Annotated in this window: 15 protein-coding genes; 14 read left to right on the top strand and 1 reads right to left on the bottom strand. The window is 50.0% G+C overall.

Translation table 11 applies throughout. The annotated features are described in order from the left end of the window. Nucleotides 1-56: 56 nt before the first annotated feature. Entirely contained in the window at nt 57-1748 is a 1692-nt protein-coding gene (locus tag NX722_RS27625; RefSeq protein ID WP_262566023.1) for a hypothetical protein, read from the bottom strand. A gap of 197 nt (nt 1749-1945) precedes the next feature. Between NX722_RS27625 and NX722_RS27620 the strand changes: the two genes are divergently transcribed. The 14 genes from NX722_RS27620 (at nt 1946) to purD (ending at nt 16429) form a co-directional block, all read left to right on the top strand. Beyond that, nucleotides 1946-2971: an ABC transporter substrate-binding protein gene (locus NX722_RS27620; RefSeq protein ID WP_262566022.1), complete on the top strand. Its 1026-nt coding sequence runs from the start codon at nt 1946-1948 to the stop codon at nt 2969-2971. Beyond that, on the top strand, nt 2955-3683 hold the full coding sequence (locus NX722_RS27615) for an ABC transporter ATP-binding protein (protein WP_262566021.1): 729 nt from the start codon (nt 2955-2957) through the stop codon (nt 3681-3683). The genes NX722_RS27620 and NX722_RS27615 overlap by 17 nt, the downstream gene beginning before the upstream one ends. Beyond that, nucleotides 3680-4447, top strand: coding sequence for an ABC transporter permease (locus NX722_RS27610; RefSeq protein ID WP_262566020.1), 768 nt, complete (start codon nt 3680-3682; stop codon nt 4445-4447). The genes NX722_RS27615 and NX722_RS27610 overlap by 4 nt, the downstream gene beginning before the upstream one ends. Nucleotides 4448-4524: 77 nt before the next feature. Beyond that, on the top strand, nt 4525-5052 hold the full coding sequence (gene ppa, locus NX722_RS27605) for an inorganic diphosphatase (RefSeq protein ID WP_262566019.1): 528 nt from the start codon (nt 4525-4527) through the stop codon (nt 5050-5052). A 113-nt stretch (nt 5053-5165) separates the two neighbouring features. Continuing rightward, nucleotides 5166-7046, top strand: coding sequence for a protein-disulfide reductase DsbD (dsbD, locus tag NX722_RS27600; protein WP_262566018.1), 1881 nt, complete (start codon nt 5166-5168; stop codon nt 7044-7046). Nucleotides 7047-7190: 144 nt separating this feature from the next. After that, nucleotides 7191-7634: a type II 3-dehydroquinate dehydratase gene (gene aroQ, locus NX722_RS27595; RefSeq protein ID WP_262566017.1), complete on the top strand. Its 444-nt coding sequence runs from the start codon at nt 7191-7193 to the stop codon at nt 7632-7634. A gap of 107 nt (nt 7635-7741) precedes the next feature. Beyond that, entirely contained in the window at nt 7742-8206 is a 465-nt protein-coding gene (gene accB / locus NX722_RS27590) for an acetyl-CoA carboxylase biotin carboxyl carrier protein (RefSeq protein WP_262566016.1), read from the top strand. A gap of 10 nt (nt 8207-8216) precedes the next feature. Further along, a complete protein-coding gene (gene accC, locus NX722_RS27585; RefSeq protein WP_262568746.1) occupies nt 8217-9560 on the top strand; it encodes an acetyl-CoA carboxylase biotin carboxylase subunit in 1344 nt (447 codons plus the stop codon). 166 nt (nt 9561-9726) lie between these two features. Continuing rightward, nucleotides 9727-10611: a 50S ribosomal protein L11 methyltransferase gene (gene prmA / locus NX722_RS27580; protein ID WP_262566015.1), complete on the top strand. Its 885-nt coding sequence runs from the start codon at nt 9727-9729 to the stop codon at nt 10609-10611. A gap of 104 nt (nt 10612-10715) precedes the next feature. Beyond that, a complete protein-coding gene (locus NX722_RS27575) occupies nt 10716-11570 on the top strand; it encodes a DUF3426 domain-containing protein (RefSeq protein WP_262566014.1) in 855 nt (284 codons plus the stop codon). Nucleotides 11571-11923: 353 nt separating this feature from the next. Continuing rightward, the gene (gene dusB, locus NX722_RS27570) at nt 11924-12973 is read left to right on the top strand and encodes a tRNA dihydrouridine synthase DusB (protein ID WP_262568745.1); all 1050 of its coding nucleotides are present in this window, start codon (nt 11924-11926) and stop codon (nt 12971-12973) included. Beyond that, on the top strand, nt 12970-13272 hold the full coding sequence (fis, locus tag NX722_RS27565) for a DNA-binding transcriptional regulator Fis (protein ID WP_082212067.1): 303 nt from the start codon (nt 12970-12972) through the stop codon (nt 13270-13272). Before dusB ends, fis begins: the two co-directional genes overlap by 4 nt. A gap of 180 nt (nt 13273-13452) precedes the next feature. Next, nucleotides 13453-15054 carry a bifunctional phosphoribosylaminoimidazolecarboxamide formyltransferase/IMP cyclohydrolase gene (purH, locus tag NX722_RS27560; protein ID WP_262566013.1) on the top strand — a complete coding sequence of 534 codons (1602 nt, stop codon included), beginning with the start codon at nt 13453-13455 and terminating at the stop codon, nt 15052-15054. An 88-nt stretch (nt 15055-15142) separates the two neighbouring features. Then, on the top strand, nt 15143-16429 hold the full coding sequence (gene purD / locus NX722_RS27555; RefSeq protein WP_262566012.1) for a phosphoribosylamine--glycine ligase: 1287 nt from the start codon (nt 15143-15145) through the stop codon (nt 16427-16429). Nucleotides 16430-16544 lie beyond the last annotated feature (115 nt).

Genomic DNA, 16544 nt, shown 5'->3' with positions numbered 1-16544 from the left:
TCACTGAGACTTCGGTATGAAATCTCAATTAGCTATAATTAATATATTTTTAATTTCTATATATTTTGGTTTTTAAAACGCCTCTGAACGCTCACTATTTGATCAACTATCTGCTGGTGAGCGGCTACAGCAGGATCCTGTTTAAGCCGTTCTATAAACAAAGCTCCCGGAATTCCATCTGGAGAAGACAATACACCATAAGCAGCAAACAGGATCTTGTTGGCCTTCTGTTCTGAAAAATCAGGACTTATTTTATTAATAAGCTCTGCTTTAAGAAGGAAGTAGTGACGCCTGTTCGTTAAGTTTTCTAAATTAAGATGATCATTTGGTCCCAGACCCAGATTTTCACCTCGATCAATTTCTGCAATCTTACTTTTCTTCTGAGGCTGTTGTGGTTTCCTGGCCACGGGCGGTGGCTGCCTTTTTTCTTCTGTCCTTAGTCGATTCAAACGATCATCAATGGCATCAATATGAGCTTTAAAAACTACTCTTGCTCTATTTGCCAGACTCGGAGTCTGCATCAGGGCAATGGCGCTTGAGCGATATTTCATCAGCATATCTTTATTCAGGTTTGGCAGGTGGTCAAGCATTCTCTGAGTGCTGCCATACATTTCTCCCGCCAGCTCATCTTCTGGCATCTGAGGATTCGTAATCACTCTTTTAGCGGCATTGCAAACCGCTGAAACTGCCTTCCAGCCTTCTTCAGAACAGTCAAACCCTGCTTCACGCAATACAGGAGCCAGTATTTTAGCCATTCGGCTTGAAAGCGGCTCACTGCTATCGCCACTCATCAACTCTGCTTCAAGTCTGGTAATATCCTCCGGGTCTATCCTGCCTCTGTTATTCAATAACTCCTTCATCCTTCGCTGAGCTTCCTCCTGCTCAGGCGTTAAACCTTCAGCACCCTGGAAATCAGGATTTTCCACCGCCAGAAAATCATTCTTTGGTACCGAAGGCTCAGGAGTATCATCCGGCTTATTACTGTCATTTTCTTCTTTTTTCTTCTTACCTGAATCCGGAGATGGAGGAGGCGGGGCAGCCTGGGAACCGTCATCGCTGTACATAAAAGCCAGCGACGTCGACAACATCATGGCTCCTACCGAATAAAGGAGTGCGCCGGCAGGGAATGTGGCCATCCCGACACCAATCAAAACAGCCCCGATAACCGATCCTGTAAGGTATTTTTTATAGGGTATTTTATCTACAAAAGAGAGGCGGTTAGTAAGTCCTGCCTCAATGTCCTGCTCCCCCTCCCGGCCAGGATCACCATTAGCGTCCTCTGTTGATGTTATTTGAATATTTCTTCTGCCTTCAGGCGCTGAAGACTCTTCGCTGACCGGAGATGTTTCTTCCGGAGGCTGGTCAGGAGCAGGCTGATCTTCATCATGTTGAAGTAGCCGCCCGAGAGGTTCGGCAGAGCTTGTATTGTCAGGGTGTTTGCTTCTTAATTGATCATCCAGAAGTTCATCCAGACCACCAGATTCCAAACCTTCATCTTCAGATGGCTCCTCAAAACCCTCTGGATCAAAACTGTCACTGTATTTTTCTGCAGTGCGTTCACGGATATTCCGCCCACGTGGACGGCTCTCCTCATGAGCCTTCCCGCTGCCGATAAACCTTTTGACAGGCGCAGACGTGACACTGCTACTGCCATGCTTCCCTACTTCCTTGGGCTGTGGTATTTCCGGCTCCAAAGAACCGCCAATCGGGCTACCTGTTCGACCCGATCCATCTGGTGGGTATGCCATAAAAAGCTTATTCCAAAGATCCTTTTCGTATATTTGATAAAGTCTAGTTTATTTGTTTCCGGATATTTTTTGATAATTGCCTGCTCAGCTGCTTTACTCCCCAACTGATAATTGCCGATGCAGGCTCTTACTATGAGCCGGGCCTTTAGCTGCCGGAATTTAATTTCAATAATCAGAATAAAAAGGCTGACAGCGTCATGAATATGTTTCACGTCCTGTGGTTGGGCCTGCTGGCCTCATTCCAGTTACTGGCTGCACCTGTAACACATCGAGACTCCCTGAATGTCTCATTACTGCCGTTTTTTTCCTCTGCCGCTGTTTTCATTGCAAAAGAAAGAGGCTACTTCTCGGAACAAAATCTCGATGTTAACTTTATACACGCTGGAGCCGCACAGAACGTAGCCCTTGCCGTCGCATCCGGAGAAGCCGATATTGGCGTAACCGCACTCACTGCCGGTTTTTATAACCTCGCAGGCAAGGGTGAGCTGAAAATTATCGCTGGTCAGTATCAGGAAAAAAAAGGTTGGCCCGGAGCCACTTATCTGGCTTGCAATTCAGCCTTTGAAAAAGGCTTAACCTCTCCGAAAATGACCATTGACCATAGAATGGGCATCACCCAGACCGGTTCAACCTTTCATCGCTGGTATGGCGCAATGGCACAAAGTCAGGGAAAAACACTGGAAAACAGTCGCCTGATACGGCTGCAAACTGTTCCGGCCATGATCAGCGCCCTGGTTTCCTGTCAGGTGGACAGCATCATTATGATGTCACATGTCGCCTTTAAACTATCAAGTGAAAACAAAGCGCATATAATCGGCAGAGTATCAGACTACAACCCCGGACAAATGGGCGTTGTCTTCACCTCCCCAGGCGCTCTAAAAAAACAACCCGACAAAATATCGCGTTTTTTAAGTGCTTATAAAAAAGCCAGCCAGGACTATTTTGACACCCTTATTACTGGCAATGATGATCACGCAAAACAGGCTCTGTTAACCCAGATCAACCAGTACCTGACTCCCAGACTTCCAGAAAAGCTACTTCCAAAAGCGGTTGTCTATATTGATAGAAACGCTCAACCCGACATTCCATCCATGCAGGAAAACCTGAACTGGTACCAGCAACAGGGCTTGGTGAAAAAAAACTACAATCTGAACGATATGCTGGCATTAAGTCTGCTGAACAACCCTGATGAAACCCCGGTTAGCAATGGAAAACTGCATTGAAGCCTCTGATCTTGGGTTTGCTTACTCAACCCAACTGATTCTTGCCAATGTAAACTTTGCACTGAAAAAGTCTGAGTCCCTGGCCATTCTGGGCCAGTCAGGCTGTGGAAAGTCAACATTACTGCGCCTGATTCATCAGCTTTTGACACCTGATGACGGCAGTATCCATATCAATGGTCAATCATCCATCCTCTTTCAGGACGACCGCCTGCTGCCCTGGAAAACCTGTATGGACAATGTCCGGCTTGCCCTTGCCCGGCGGTCATTAACCGGTTCTGCCCAAACAGAACAAATCACCTGCCTGTTTAAAAAGCTTCAAATCCCCGAAGTCAGCAATCAATATCCACACACCTTATCAGGAGGTATGCGACAACGTGTTGCCCTGGCACGGGCTCTGATAAACCAGCCGGACTTGCTGCTTCTTGATGAACCCTTCGCAGCGGTTGATCATTTCACCCGGCAGGCACTCATTGTTGAGCTGCACCAGCTGCGCCAAACCAACCCTGTCTCAATGGTTCTGGTTACCCATAACATTGACGAAGCCCTGTTTCTGAGTGATCGAATTCTCATTCTGGGCAACACTCCAACATCCGTTCAGTATTCGGTGGAAATACCAGGGCTGCCAACAGACTGGCAAAATTTCTACCAATCAAAAAAGGTCGCCAGCATTAAAGTCGATATTCTCAGCATTCTGGACACCTTGCAGCAATGAACTCTTCAACAAAAGCACGAGGTTATTCATCACTACTGAGCCTGTTAGCGACAGCAGCCATTATTCTCCTTTGGCAGACTGGCTGCGACACCGGCATAATTAACACCAACTTCCTACCTTCCCCCCTTGTCATTGGAACAACATTGCTTGAAGAAACGCTGCATGGTGAGCTTCTTCAACATATACAGGTATCTATCATTCGCCTTCTGACCAGTGCATCCTTCGGTATTATCTGTGGACTGCTGGCTGGTCTGGCGATACATCTCTCTACAATGACCCGCTCAGTACTCTCACCCTGGATTTCCAGCCTGTTTGCAGTGCCTAAAATTGCCCTGCTGCCTCTATTGGTTATGTGGCTGGGAACTGGCGAGAGCAGCCGCTTTGCCATGATCGCACTGGGGGTTGCACTGCCCACAGCCATCTACACCTGGAACTCACTGGATCATGTTGAATACAAATGGATAGAGCTGGGTAAAGCATTGCAACTGCCTCGTTACCAGACGATTCGTCATATACTGTTGCCAGCCGCTTTACCTAATATTCTGACGGGCATTCGCCTGTCCACCACCATTGGCATCATTCTGTTAACGGCTGCTGAAATGCTGGGATCATCATCCGGAGTAGGCTTTTACCTTATGAATGCAGGGCATCTGGCTCTGGTCGAACAAATGATGTCGGGGATCGTTGTACTGATACTGTTTGCCAATGGTCTCAACCTGTTACTGACTCTGGTCAGCCGTTATCTGCTCCAATGGATGGAATAACAAAGACTATTGCGCAAATCCGCATTATAATATGGGTTTTTAACTAGCCTATAAAAAGCCTGAAAAAGATTTACTATATGAGTTACACAAACATTCCAGCAGGCAAAAGCCTTCCAGAAGATATCTACGTTGCCATTGAAATTCCGGCCAACGCCTCACCCATCAAGTACGAGATTGACAAAGATATTGATGCCCTCATGATAGACCGCTTTATGGCTACCCCGATGTTTTATCCGGCCAACTATGGCTATATTCCACAAACCCTGGCTGACGATGGCGATCCGCTGGATGTTCTGGTCATAACACCTTATCCGGTTGTTCCGGGTTCTGTGATTCGCTGTCGCGCGGTAGGCATGCTGAATATGTCGGATGAAAGCGGCCAGGACGAAAAATTGATTGCCGTCCCACACGACAAACTAACTCCACTTTATCAGGGCGTTCAGGAATACACCGATCTGCCTCCCCTGCTGTTACAGCAAATCGAGCACTTCTTCGAAAATTACAAAGACCTCGAACCCGGCAAGTGGGTTAAAATTGATGGCTGGAAAGGCCGGGACGCAGCCTTTGAGGTCATCAAACACTCTGCTGCCAATTACAAAGGCTGATTAATAACAGGGTTGATGTATTCCGGTTTGCAGGCTAACTTGCAAGCCGGATATTAACTTCCACAATCAGGGACACCAGAACCAATACCAGAACCAAAAAAAAGCCATACATAATGTCCGGTAAATCATCCACAGCCTTAATAAAAAGCAGTGCTGTTACAGGAATGTTTCTGTTCCTGAGCCTGTTTCTATTTAGCCAACTGTTACGTGCTGAAGGGTTACAGGGGTTAATCAGTTCGTCACCATCAGGGCAGCAAACCTTCATCCCTGTTGAAGAAGCTTTTCAGCTGTCCGGCGAAATCCGCGACAGTCAGGCACTGATTCATTTTGCAGTCACTCCCGGTCATTACCTTTATAAAAAACGGTTCAGCTTTACTGCCCGGCATTCTGAAACAACACTGGGCGAACCCGTTTATCCATCAGGTAAAGAGAAGTTTGACGAAAACTTCGGAGAGCTGCTGGAAGTCTTTGACCAGAATATAACCATACAGTTGCCTGTCAGCAGCTCTCAGGACATACCGGAAATTGATGTTCGCTTTCAGGGCTGTGCCGAAGCGGGTCTCTGCTATCCCCCCCATACAAAAACTCTGGCACTGGCCGCCTCTGATGATTCATTTGTTCCCGTCAGCACCATCCTCTCGTCGGATTCAACATCTGCTGCCGCTTCTGACAGCTATTCAAGTAGCTATGAATCCACCATTTCAGAAAAAAGCCTTGTCGCTTCACTACTGCTATTCCTGCTGGCAGGCATTGGCTTGACATTCACCCCCTGCGTACTGCCAATGGTGCCTATTCTATCCAGTATTCTGGTGGGTAACTCAACGGCTTCGCGTCCAAAAATCATCAGTCTGACACTGGCTTACATCCTTAGTATGTCACTGACGTTTGCCATAGCTGGCACCCTGATGGGGCTCTTTGGCGCCAGCCTCAATCTTCAGGCAAAACTGCAGTCTCCCTGGCTGATTGGCCCCTTCGCAGCGCTGTTCGTCCTGCTCGCCCTGAGCATGTTTGGGCTTTATGAATTACAACTGCCTGAAAAACTACGCAATAAACTGGGTAACTCTGGCCAGTCGCAGGGCAAACTGTCCGGAGCCATGATAATGGGGGTTCTGTCAGCCCTCGTTGTATCACCCTGTGTCTCCGCGCCCCTGGCCGGAGCCCTGATCTACATAGGAACAACAGGGGATGCCCTGCTGGGAGGGCTATCCCTGTTTGCCCTTGGACTGGGCATGGGACTGCCGCTGCTGTTAATCGGTATCGGTGGACGCCACCTGCTGCCAAAGGCCGGACAATGGATGGATTCCGTCAAAACATTCTTCGGTTTTCTGCTTCTTGCGGTTGCGATCTGGATGCTGGAGCGGGTTATCCCAGGCCCCACCACTCTTTTACTGTGGGGAAGTCTGCTTATTGGGGCCGGGACCAGACTCGGAGCCATAAGCACTCAACCGAAAAAAGGTCGGGCAATAGCCAGCCAGGCCCTGGGAATCATTCTTCTGGTTTATGGCGGCAGCCTCATAGTGGGAGCAGCCAAAGGCAACACAGACCCTTTACAACCACTGGCTGCACCCGTTTTAACAGACCTCGCTTCTACAATCAGTCCTGAGACCCGTTCTGCGAACAACCGTTTAATCTTTACCAAAACCCATTCAGTTACAGAACTTGACAATCTATTACAGCAGGCAGCTCTTGCGAAACAACCCGTTATGGTTGATGTGTACGCCGACTGGTGCCTGTCCTGCAAAGTGATAGAGCGTACCGTTTTTCCTGACCCGGATGTCCGGCCTCTGCTTGAACAACTGCAACTGCTCAAGCTGGATATCACTGATAACACCCGGCACCATCAGGCCTGGTTGAACGACTACCAGCTGTTTGGCCCTCCTGCACTGCTGTTCTTTGACCCTTCAGGACAGGAAATGAGTCAAATCAGGACACTTGGGGAAATACAGGCTCCTACTCTGGCCAGCAAGCTGAAAACCCTGTTATCCGGTCAGTAACAAACCAAAAAAGATGACTGAGAAAAACTTATGCAACAAATTAGCTGAAATGCTTCGTAACTGTCATTAACGTACCGTAACAAGCACGAACTGGACGATTTTATAACATTACGGCACAATGCAATGCGATTGTGAGAGGAATACATGGCAAGCATACTTGTACTCAACGGCCCAAACCTTAACCTGCTCGGGAAGCGTGAGCCGGGGGTTTATGGCGCAACGACTTTGCAACAAATTAACCAGAACCTGGTCACACTGGCAGACAGCCAGGGGCATCAGCTGGAAACCTTTCAGAGTAACGCCGAGCACGAGCTGATTGAGCGTATTCATCAGGCCGGTGAAAAGGGTGTTGATTTTATCATCATCAATCCGGCTGCCTATACCCATACAAGTGTTGCTATCCGAGATGCCATTCTGGGTGTATCCATCCCCTTTGTTGAAGTGCATCTCTCCAACATCCACCGCCGTGAACCTTTCCGTCATCATTCCTATTTCAGCGATATCGCCGAGGGCGTTATTGCCGGACTGGGGCCCAAAGGTTATGAGCTGGCTCTGAGCTACGCTCTTGATCACGTAACCCGACAGTAAGACAAACAAGAAAAATGAATTCGAGCTTTCGACCGGGCATATCCCGTCCAACTCGTACCCCTTTCAACCCTTGGCACAGGCTGCCAAACAGAATTTGAGATTGAACCATGGACATCAGAAAAGTAAAAAAGCTCATTGAGCTGCTGGAAGAATCCGGGATTGATGAGCTGGAAATTAATGAAGGGGAAGAGTCCGTCCGCATCAGCCGCTACTCCCAGAACGCTCCGGCTGCCAGCTATTTTGCCCAGCCGGCTCCGGTAGCTACAGTAGCACCTGCACCCGCCACAGCGGCAGCACCAGCGACCGAAACCGTTGCCCCGGCAGCGCCTCAGCCAAACGGTCACCAGATTACATCGCCCATGGTAGGCACTTTCTACACAGCACCTTCCCCCAGCTCACCAGCGTTTGTGGAGGTAGGTCAGCACATCAAGGAAGGTGATGTTCTGTGCATCGTCGAAGCCATGAAGATGATGAACCAGATCAAAGCCGACAAGTCCGGTACTATTGAAGCCATTCTGGTTGAAAACGGCCAGGCCGTTGAATACGACCAGCCATTATTCACGATTTCCTGAGAGTAATGCCATGCTGGATAAAATCGTTATTGCCAACCGGGGTGAAATCGCCCTGAGGGTACTGCGAGCCTGTAAAGAGCTGGGTGTTAAAACCGTTGCAGTCCACTCCAAAGCCGATGAAGACCTGATGCATGTCCACCTGGCTGACGAGTCAGTGTGCATTGGCCCAAACAGCCCGGTCGAAAGCTACCTGAATATTCCGGCGATCATCAGCGCTGCCGAAGTGACGGATGCCACCGCTATTCACCCCGGTTACGGCTTCCTGTCTGAAAACGCTGATTTTGCCGAACAGGTGGATCGCAGCGGTTTCACATTTATCGGTCCATCCGCTGATGTTATTCGCCTGATGGGGGACAAGGTTTCCGCTATCGCCGCCATGAAGGAAGCGGGCGTACCCACCGTTCCCGGTTCCGATGGTCCTCTGACCAGCGACACCGAGCGCACCCTTGCTATCGCCCGTCGCATTGGTTATCCCGTTATTATCAAAGCATCCGGTGGCGGTGGTGGTCGCGGCATGCGTGTGGTTAATGAAGAATCCGAACTACTGAACGGCATCAGCCTCACCAAATCCGAAGCCAAGGCGGCTTTCAATAACGATACGGTTTATCTGGAAAAATTCCTGCAGAACCCTCGTCACGTTGAGTTTCAGGTGTTAGCTGACGGTCAGGGTGGCGCAATCCACCTGGGCGACCGTGACTGCTCCCTGCAGCGTCGCCACCAGAAGGTGATCGAAGAAGCGCCCGCTCCCTACATCGACGAAGATGCCCGGGCAACGGTTGCAGCCGCCTGCACCCGCGCCTGTATTGAGATCGGCTACAGAGGCGCAGGCACGTTTGAGTTTCTGTATGAAGACGGCCACTTTTATTTTATTGAAATGAATACCCGTGTTCAGGTTGAGCATCCCGTCACCGAGTTGATCTCTGGTGTCGATATTGTCAAAGAACAGCTCCGCATCGCCAGTGGACATCCCCTGAGCGTTACCCAGGACGACATTGTGCTGCAAGGCCATGCCTTTGAATGCCGGATTAATGCAGAAGACCCGATCACCTTCATGCCCTCTCCCGGCAAAGTAACCCAGTTCCATGCGCCTGGCGGCAATGGTGTTCGCGTGGACTCTCACCTGTATAACGGCTATACCGTACCACCTTACTACGATTCGCTGATTGCCAAACTGATCACCTTTGGACCGGATCGCGAGACCGCCCTGAAAAGGATGCAGAATGCACTCGACGAAGCCGTGATTGAAGGCATTCGAACTAACATTCCGCTGCATCAGGCGCTGGTACGCGACAACAACTTCCAGAAAGGTGGTGTCAATATTCACTATCTGGAAAAGAAACTGGCAGACGACTGATTCGCCAGTTCTGAGTACGAAAGACTTATTCACAGAGATTCAATGATGGGTTCGCTCTGGGTATAAGTCTTTCGTGCAGACCTGAAGCCAACCCTGCTAGAATTACCCCCGTTTTCTGCAGAATCCCTGTTCTGCCTTTCTTCTCTTTTTTACAAGTTCTCTTCTCATGCCCTGGATACAAATCAGACTTGATACCAATTCCGATCACGCCGCAGAACTGGAAGATCTGCTGCTTGAAGCCGGAGCCAGCGCCGTTACCCTGCAGGACGGAAAAGACCAGCCCCTGTTTGAGCCAGAGCCAGGCAGCACCCCACTCTGGCACCATACTGTCGTCATTGGCCTGTTTGACGCTCACACCGATATGGATGAAGTGATCAACATTCTCAAAAACCAGTACCTGCGCGAACCATTCCCAAACCACAAAATTGAAATTGTGGAAGACAAGGACTGGGAGCGTGAATGGATGACTCATTTTGTCCCCATGCAGTTTGGTACCCGTCTCTGGGTTTGCCCCAGCTGGAAAGAAGTACCAGAACCCGACGCTGTCAATCTGATGCTGGACCCTGGCCTGGCCTTTGGAACCGGTACTCACCCAACAACAGCGCTGTGCCTTGAATGGCTGGAAAAGCAGGGTGACCTGTGTGAGAAAAGCATTGTCGACTATGGTTGCGGCTCCGGTATTCTCGCCATTGCCGCCCTGTTGCTGGGAGCCAGACGTGTCACCGGTGTTGACCTGGATCCTCAGGCTCTGACTGCCACCATCGACAATGCCGAACGGAACAGGATTGCCCCGGAAAAACTGCAGGTATTCCTGCCGGAAAAAGCACCACAGGAAAAAGTAGATATAGTCCTCGCTAACATTCTTGCCGGCCCCCTTGTACAACTGGCCCACACCCTGGCTGAGTATCTGGAGCCTGGTGGCAAAATCGCCCTGTCAGGTATTTTGTCTGAACAAACCGATAGTATCGTTGCCACTTACTCCGAATGGTTTGACCTGGAGCCTGTCGTTCACAATGATGACTGGATTCTGGTCACAGGCACCCGCCGCTAACCTGTTCACTGCCAGTGCAGCGCTAGTGCTGCACTGGACTCGCCACCGGCTCTTTGCTCTAATTCCATGAGTAACTGTTTATTACTCTGGAATTGATACGCTAAATGACGCCCTCAAGGGTTAACACAACCCGCTGCCCCAAATGCCAGACAACGTTTCGTGTCACACAGGCCCAGCTTCGCGCCGCCGGTGGCTCTGTTCGCTGCGGCTCCTGTCTTCATGTCTTTAACGCAGGCATCGACTCACCAGAAACAACCCTAAGCCATTCAGAACAACAGCAGGCAGGCACTGCCCCTTCAGAACCCCTGTCTCCAGAGCAGAAACTGTCTGAAAAAACGATGACGGCATCCACTCTTGTTTCGTCCGCCAAAAACAGTCAAAGCGGTAACAGCCAGCCCTTAAACTCATTACTCAACGGTCTGGATAAAGAGCAGGTAGACATTCGTCAGGAGAAACGACCACGCCGGCCAAAAGCCAGCAGAAAACGAATGTTTGAATACATCACCGCCTTCTTTGCCTGCCTGGCTCTCGTTGTTCAGTACCTATGGTTCAACAAAAATGAACTGTCACTGGACCCGCCACTTCGCCCTTGGTACCAATGGCTGTGCAAAACAGTGAACTGCACTCTGCCACCCGTTGTCGATATCGACGAAATCCAGAGTTCCCAACTGCTGGTTCGCATTCATCCTGATATCAGCGAAATGATGATCGTTGACGCCGTTATCATCAATAAAGCCAACCACCCCCAACCCTGGCCAAAACTGTCACTGACATTTTCCAATCTCCACGACCAGCCCGTTGCCAGCCGGACCTTTAGCCCAAAAGAGTATCTTGGCGGAGAACTGGCAGGTACCAGAGAAATGCCTGCCAATCAGGCGATTCGCCTAAGCCTTGAACTCCTTGACCCTGGTCCGGACGCAGTAAACTACCGCCTCACCTTTAAGAGAAAAACACTGTAAATAACTGGAAAACGCCTACATATCACGCGAAAAATACTGACAGATACTTAATATTAAAACCATTAAGCACTTGATTTAGATCAAGAATTGGTCAGATTTCAATGACAATGGCTTGAGGTTTCTACCAGATAAGTCACTATATAAACACCGAAGTGAAAGAGTATTTATCTTTAGTTGTCTCCACAGGTGATTAAATTCACCTTTGAAATATGCCTTTTATGCATTTTCTCATGGTCAGGCAACTGAAGCGGCTGACTGACTGAGGGATTTCGTACCCTCCCACTTTCGTACATTTTTTGTACAGAGTATCATGGAAAGATTGTTCGTTGTTTTTCGTAGTCAGAGGCATTCCTTTGTTGAAGATTGGCCCATACACCATCGAGAACCCCGTTATTCTGGCACCTATGGCAGGAGTAACGGATCGCCCATTCCGCCAGCTGTGTCTGGACATGGGGGCTGGCATGGCGGTATCCGAAATGGTTACCAGCAACTCGAAACTCTGGAATACCCGAAAGTCCAGGCTGCGTATGGACCACAGCGGTGAACACGAACCACGTTCTGTGCAGATAGCCGGCAGCGAACCCGTCCAGATGGCGGAAGCAGCCAGGGCTAACCAGGAGCGGGGGGCGCAGATCATAGACATCAATATGGGATGCCCGGCCAAAAAAGTATGCAATAAAGCCTCTGGCTCCGCTCTGATGAAAGAACCGGAACTGGTCAGGCAGATACTGCAGACGGTGGTAGCGGCAGTCGATATTCCAGTTACCCTGAAAATCAGGACCGGCTGGAGTCCGGAGCAGAAAAATGCTCTGGATATTGCCCGAATGGCACAGGATTCTGGCATACAGGCGCTTTCCATACATGGAAGAACCCGACAGTGTATGTATAAAGGCGAGGCCGAGTACGACACTATCCGCACCGTTTGTGAGGCTATAGACATACCGGTGATTGCCAATGGCGACATAACAACACCGGAAAAAGCGAAGCAGGTGTTTGAGTTAACCGGCGCCGATGCCGTGATGGTAGGCAGGGCAGCTCAGGGAAGACCCTGGATTTTCAGGGAAATCAACCACTACCTGAAACAGGGTGAAAAACTGCCTGAGCCTGCTGCGGAAGAAGTACAGCAAATCCTGCTCGGACACCTCAGCGCCCTTTATGAGTTCTACGGAGAACACCAGGGCGTACGCATCGCCAGAAAACACGTTGGCTGGTACTTGCAGGCTAAGCCATCAGGTTCCGGGCTGAAGAAACAATTCAACAGCCTGGAATCTGCAGAAACCCAACAAAACTGCATACTGGAGTATTTTCAGAGCTTTTTAGAAACCAACACAACCAGACATTCAGAGACCTCGCTGGAGAGCGCGGCTCAGGATAGGGGTAAAGGAAAGGATATAGCAGCATGACAGCCACACAAGTGTTTGTAGAAGACCGAAATGCAGGCGCTCATCATCTGGTCGGCAAAGTCGAGAGCGAAAGCCAGACTCTGCGTGACAGCGTTGAGAAAGCCATGAACAATTACTTCGCACACCTGGACGGTCAGGAAGTGACCGACGTATACGAAATGGTTCTGTCCGAGGTTGAAGCACCTCTGCTGGAAACCGTAATGGCTTACGTAAAAGGTAACCAGACAAAAGCAGCAATCCTGCTGGGTCTGAACCGTGGCACTCTGCGCAAGAAACTGAAACAGTACGGTTTGCTGTAATAAACGGCAACGTTATTTTGAAAGGCGGCTTTTTAGTCGCCTTTTTTGTTTTTTCAATTTTTTTGAACGAATATTCTACATAGTTGCTGCAAAAAGAAGAAGTTCCAGCTAAAATCTGCCAGCTTAACAGGCAATACTAACCTTTAGTCGCATCATGCGGCTATTTCAGAGAAAGGAAAGATGGCAGTCGATTCCCCTGTATCTCCTATTCGTCGAGCCCTTATCAGCGTTTCTGATAAATCCGGTATTATAGAATTTGCCAGCGCGCTGCATCAGCGTTCTGTAGAAATTCTCTCCACCGGCGGCACCTATAAGCTGCTGGTTGAAAACAACATCCCTGCTATTGATATCTCCAGTTACACCGGTTTTCCTGAAATGATGGATGGCCGTGTTAAAACCCTGCACCCGAAAGTTCACGGCGGCATCCTGGGACGCAGTGGTCAGGACGAAGCGGTGATGGCAGAACATGGCATCAACCCGATTGACCTCGTAGTCGTCAATCTTTATCCGTTCGAGCAGACTATCGCCCGAGACGACTGCGATCTGCCAATGGCCATCGAAAACATCGATATCGGCGGCCCAACCATGGTGCGCTCTGCAGCCAAAAACCACCGTGACACTGTCATCGTCGTTAATACCAGTGACTATAACCGGGTTCTGGAAGAAATGGATAACAGCAACAATGCTGTTTCTGCCGCTACCCGTTTCGATCTGGCAGTCAAGGCCTTTGAACACACTGCCCACTACGACGGTGCCATTGCCAACCACCTGGGTAAGCTTGTCAACCCTTTCAGCAAGAGTGACAACGATACAGACGCCCATTTCCCTCGCACGTTCAACACCCAGTTTCATAAAGCCCAAGACATGCGTTATGGTGAGAACCCTCACCAGAAAGCGGCATTTTATGTTGAAAAGAACGCACCTGCCGGAACCATTGCCTCCGCTCAGCAGATTCAGGGTAAAGCACTGTCCTACAACAACATTGCTGACACTGATGCTGCCCTGGAATGCGTTAAAACCTTTGAAAAACCAGCCTGCGTGATCGTCAAACACGCTAACCCTTGTGGTGTAGCCATTGCTGAAACTACTCTGGATGCCTACAACCAGGCTTACGCCACCGACCCAACCTCGGCTTTCGGAGGCATCATCGCCTTCAACCGTACGCTGGATGCTGACACCGCTCAAGCCATCATCGACCGTCAGTTTGTTGAAGTGATTATCGCTCCTGCGATTGATGAAACCGCCAGAAACATTGTTGTGCAAAAGAAGAATGTACGCCTGCTGAACTGCGGCTCTTTCCCAGAAAAGCCAGCCCCGTTCCTCGACTTCAAGCGTGTTAACGGTGGCCTGCTGGTTCAGGATTGCGACCAGTTCGTTACTACCCACGCCAACATGAAAGTCGTAACCGACCGCGCTCCCACCGAAGCCGAGCTGAAAGACCTGCTGTTTGCCTGGAAAGTCGGTAAGTTCGTTAAATCCAATGCCATCGTTTACGCTAAGAACAGCCAGACCATTGGTGTCGGCGCTGGTCAGATGAGTCGTGTATACAGTGCCAGAATTGCGGGCATAAAAGCAGCGGACGAGAATCTGGAAGTACCCGGATCGGTCATGGCATCTGATGCCTTCTTCCCGTTCCGTGATGGCATTGACGCAGCAGCCAAAGCCGGTATTACTGCAGTGATTCAACCCGGTGGCTCCATGCGAGACCAAGAAGTGATTGATGCGGCGAACGAAGCCGACATCGCCATGGTCTTCACTGGCGTTCGACACTTTCTTCACTGAAGAGCTTCACTGAAGAGCGACAATAACAAATCCACCCCACTCTTCGTGGTGGATTCTATACCCCAGGCACCTGAAGGACAGGCAAATCATGAAAGTGCTGATCATCGGAAACGGCGGCCGCGAACATGCTCTGGCATGGAAGGTGGCCCAGGATCAAAACGTACAACAGGTTTTTGTGGCTCCCGGCAATGCCGGAACCCATCTTGAGCCCGGTATGACCAATGTCAGTATCGGCGTTCTGGAGCTGGACAGGCTGGTTGCTTTTGCCAAAGAAGAAGCCATTGACCTGACCATCGTTGGACCCGAAGCCCCTCTGGTGGCAGGTATTGTTGATCGTTTTGAGGCAGAAAGCCTTAACATCTTTGGCCCGACACAGGCGGCTGCCCAGCTTGAAGGTTCCAAAGCGTTTACCAAAGACTTTCTTGCCCGCCATAAGATTCCAACCGCTGACTACCAGAACTTTACCAGCATCGAACCCGCCAAAGCTTATGTGCGTGAGAAGGGCGCTCCGATTGTTGTTAAGGCAGACGGTCTTGCAGCCGGTAAAGGCGTTATTCTGGCACAAACAGAAGAAGAAGCCTTTACTGCTATCGACGATATGCTGGCTGGCAATGCCTTTGGAGAGGCAGGACACCGGGTGGTGATCGAAGAATTTCTGACCGGCGAAGAAGCCAGCTTTATCGTCATGGTCGACGGCAAAAATATTCTGCCTATGGCTACCAGTCAGGACCATAAAGCCCGTGACAACGGCGACCAGGGTCCAAACACCGGCGGCATGGGGGCTTACTCACCCGCTCCGGTGGTCACACAGGCCATTCATGACCGTGCCATGAAAGAAGTCATTATTCCGACCGTGGAAGGCATGGCGGCAGAAGGCTATGTATACAAAGGTTTCCTGTACGCTGGCCTGATGATTGACGCTGAAGGGACACCTAAGGTACTAGAATACAACTGTCGTTTTGGTGATCCGGAAACCCAGCCAATTATGATGCGTTTACAATCCAGCCTTGCTCAGTTGTGCCTTGCCGGAGCCAGAGGCGAACTGGATTCCGTGCAGCCTCAGTGGGACTCCCGCACTGCCCTGGGCGTTGTCATGGCAGCTGGCGGATACCCTGCCAATTACCGTAAAGGCGACCTGATCACAGGTATTGACGATGCCAACAATGACAACTGTAAGGTATTCCACGCAGGTACCCAGCTGGAAGGCAAAGACGTACTGACCAATGGTGGCAGGGTACTTTGTGTGACGGCGCTTGGCGAGTCTGCCGGAACGGCGCAAAAGGCCGCTTACGAAGGCGTTGCAAAAGTACAGTGGAATGACGTTTATAACCGAACAGATATAGGCTACCGTGCGATTGTCAGGGAAGAAGCATAAATTGGTATCAGGTCAGCCCTGTTACTTTATCGGAATGACCGGATGAGAACCGGCTAACAGCTTCTTTGATTCAACAAGGCTCCATCGTGATAAACCGTCACCATGGAGCCAGATC

It is taken from the genome of Endozoicomonas gorgoniicola (genome assembly GCF_025562715.2).
GTDB classification, from domain to species: domain Bacteria; phylum Pseudomonadota; class Gammaproteobacteria; order Pseudomonadales; family Endozoicomonadaceae; genus Endozoicomonas_A; species Endozoicomonas_A gorgoniicola.
The sequence above is the reverse complement of the archived record's forward strand: the minus strand, read 5'-3'. Positions and strand labels throughout refer to the sequence as shown.

Bases quoted from the DNA above. Each gene is read 5' to 3' on its own strand.
- NX722_RS27625 (WP_262566023.1), bottom strand. From the start codon at position 1,748: ATGGCATACCCACCAGATGGATCGGGTCGAACAGGTAGCCCGATTGGC.
- NX722_RS27620 (WP_262566022.1), top strand. From the start codon at position 1,946: ATGAATATGTTTCACGTCCTGTGGTTGGGCCTGCTGGCCTCATTCCAG.
- NX722_RS27615 (WP_262566021.1), top strand. From the start codon at position 2,955: ATGGAAAACTGCATTGAAGCCTCTGATCTTGGGTTTGCTTACTCAACC.
- NX722_RS27610 (WP_262566020.1), top strand. From the start codon at position 3,680: ATGAACTCTTCAACAAAAGCACGAGGTTATTCATCACTACTGAGCCTG.
- ppa (WP_262566019.1), top strand. From the start codon at position 4,525: ATGAGTTACACAAACATTCCAGCAGGCAAAAGCCTTCCAGAAGATATC.
- dsbD (WP_262566018.1), top strand. From the start codon at position 5,166: ATGTCCGGTAAATCATCCACAGCCTTAATAAAAAGCAGTGCTGTTACA.
- aroQ (WP_262566017.1), top strand. From the start codon at position 7,191: ATGGCAAGCATACTTGTACTCAACGGCCCAAACCTTAACCTGCTCGGG.
- accB (WP_262566016.1), top strand. From the start codon at position 7,742: ATGGACATCAGAAAAGTAAAAAAGCTCATTGAGCTGCTGGAAGAATCC.
- accC (WP_262568746.1), top strand. From the start codon at position 8,217: ATGCTGGATAAAATCGTTATTGCCAACCGGGGTGAAATCGCCCTGAGG.
- prmA (WP_262566015.1), top strand. From the start codon at position 9,727: ATGCCCTGGATACAAATCAGACTTGATACCAATTCCGATCACGCCGCA.
- NX722_RS27575 (WP_262566014.1), top strand. From the start codon at position 10,716: ATGACGCCCTCAAGGGTTAACACAACCCGCTGCCCCAAATGCCAGACA.
- fis (WP_082212067.1), top strand. From the start codon at position 12,970: ATGACAGCCACACAAGTGTTTGTAGAAGACCGAAATGCAGGCGCTCAT.
- purH (WP_262566013.1), top strand. From the start codon at position 13,453: ATGGCAGTCGATTCCCCTGTATCTCCTATTCGTCGAGCCCTTATCAGC.
- purD (WP_262566012.1), top strand. From the start codon at position 15,143: ATGAAAGTGCTGATCATCGGAAACGGCGGCCGCGAACATGCTCTGGCA.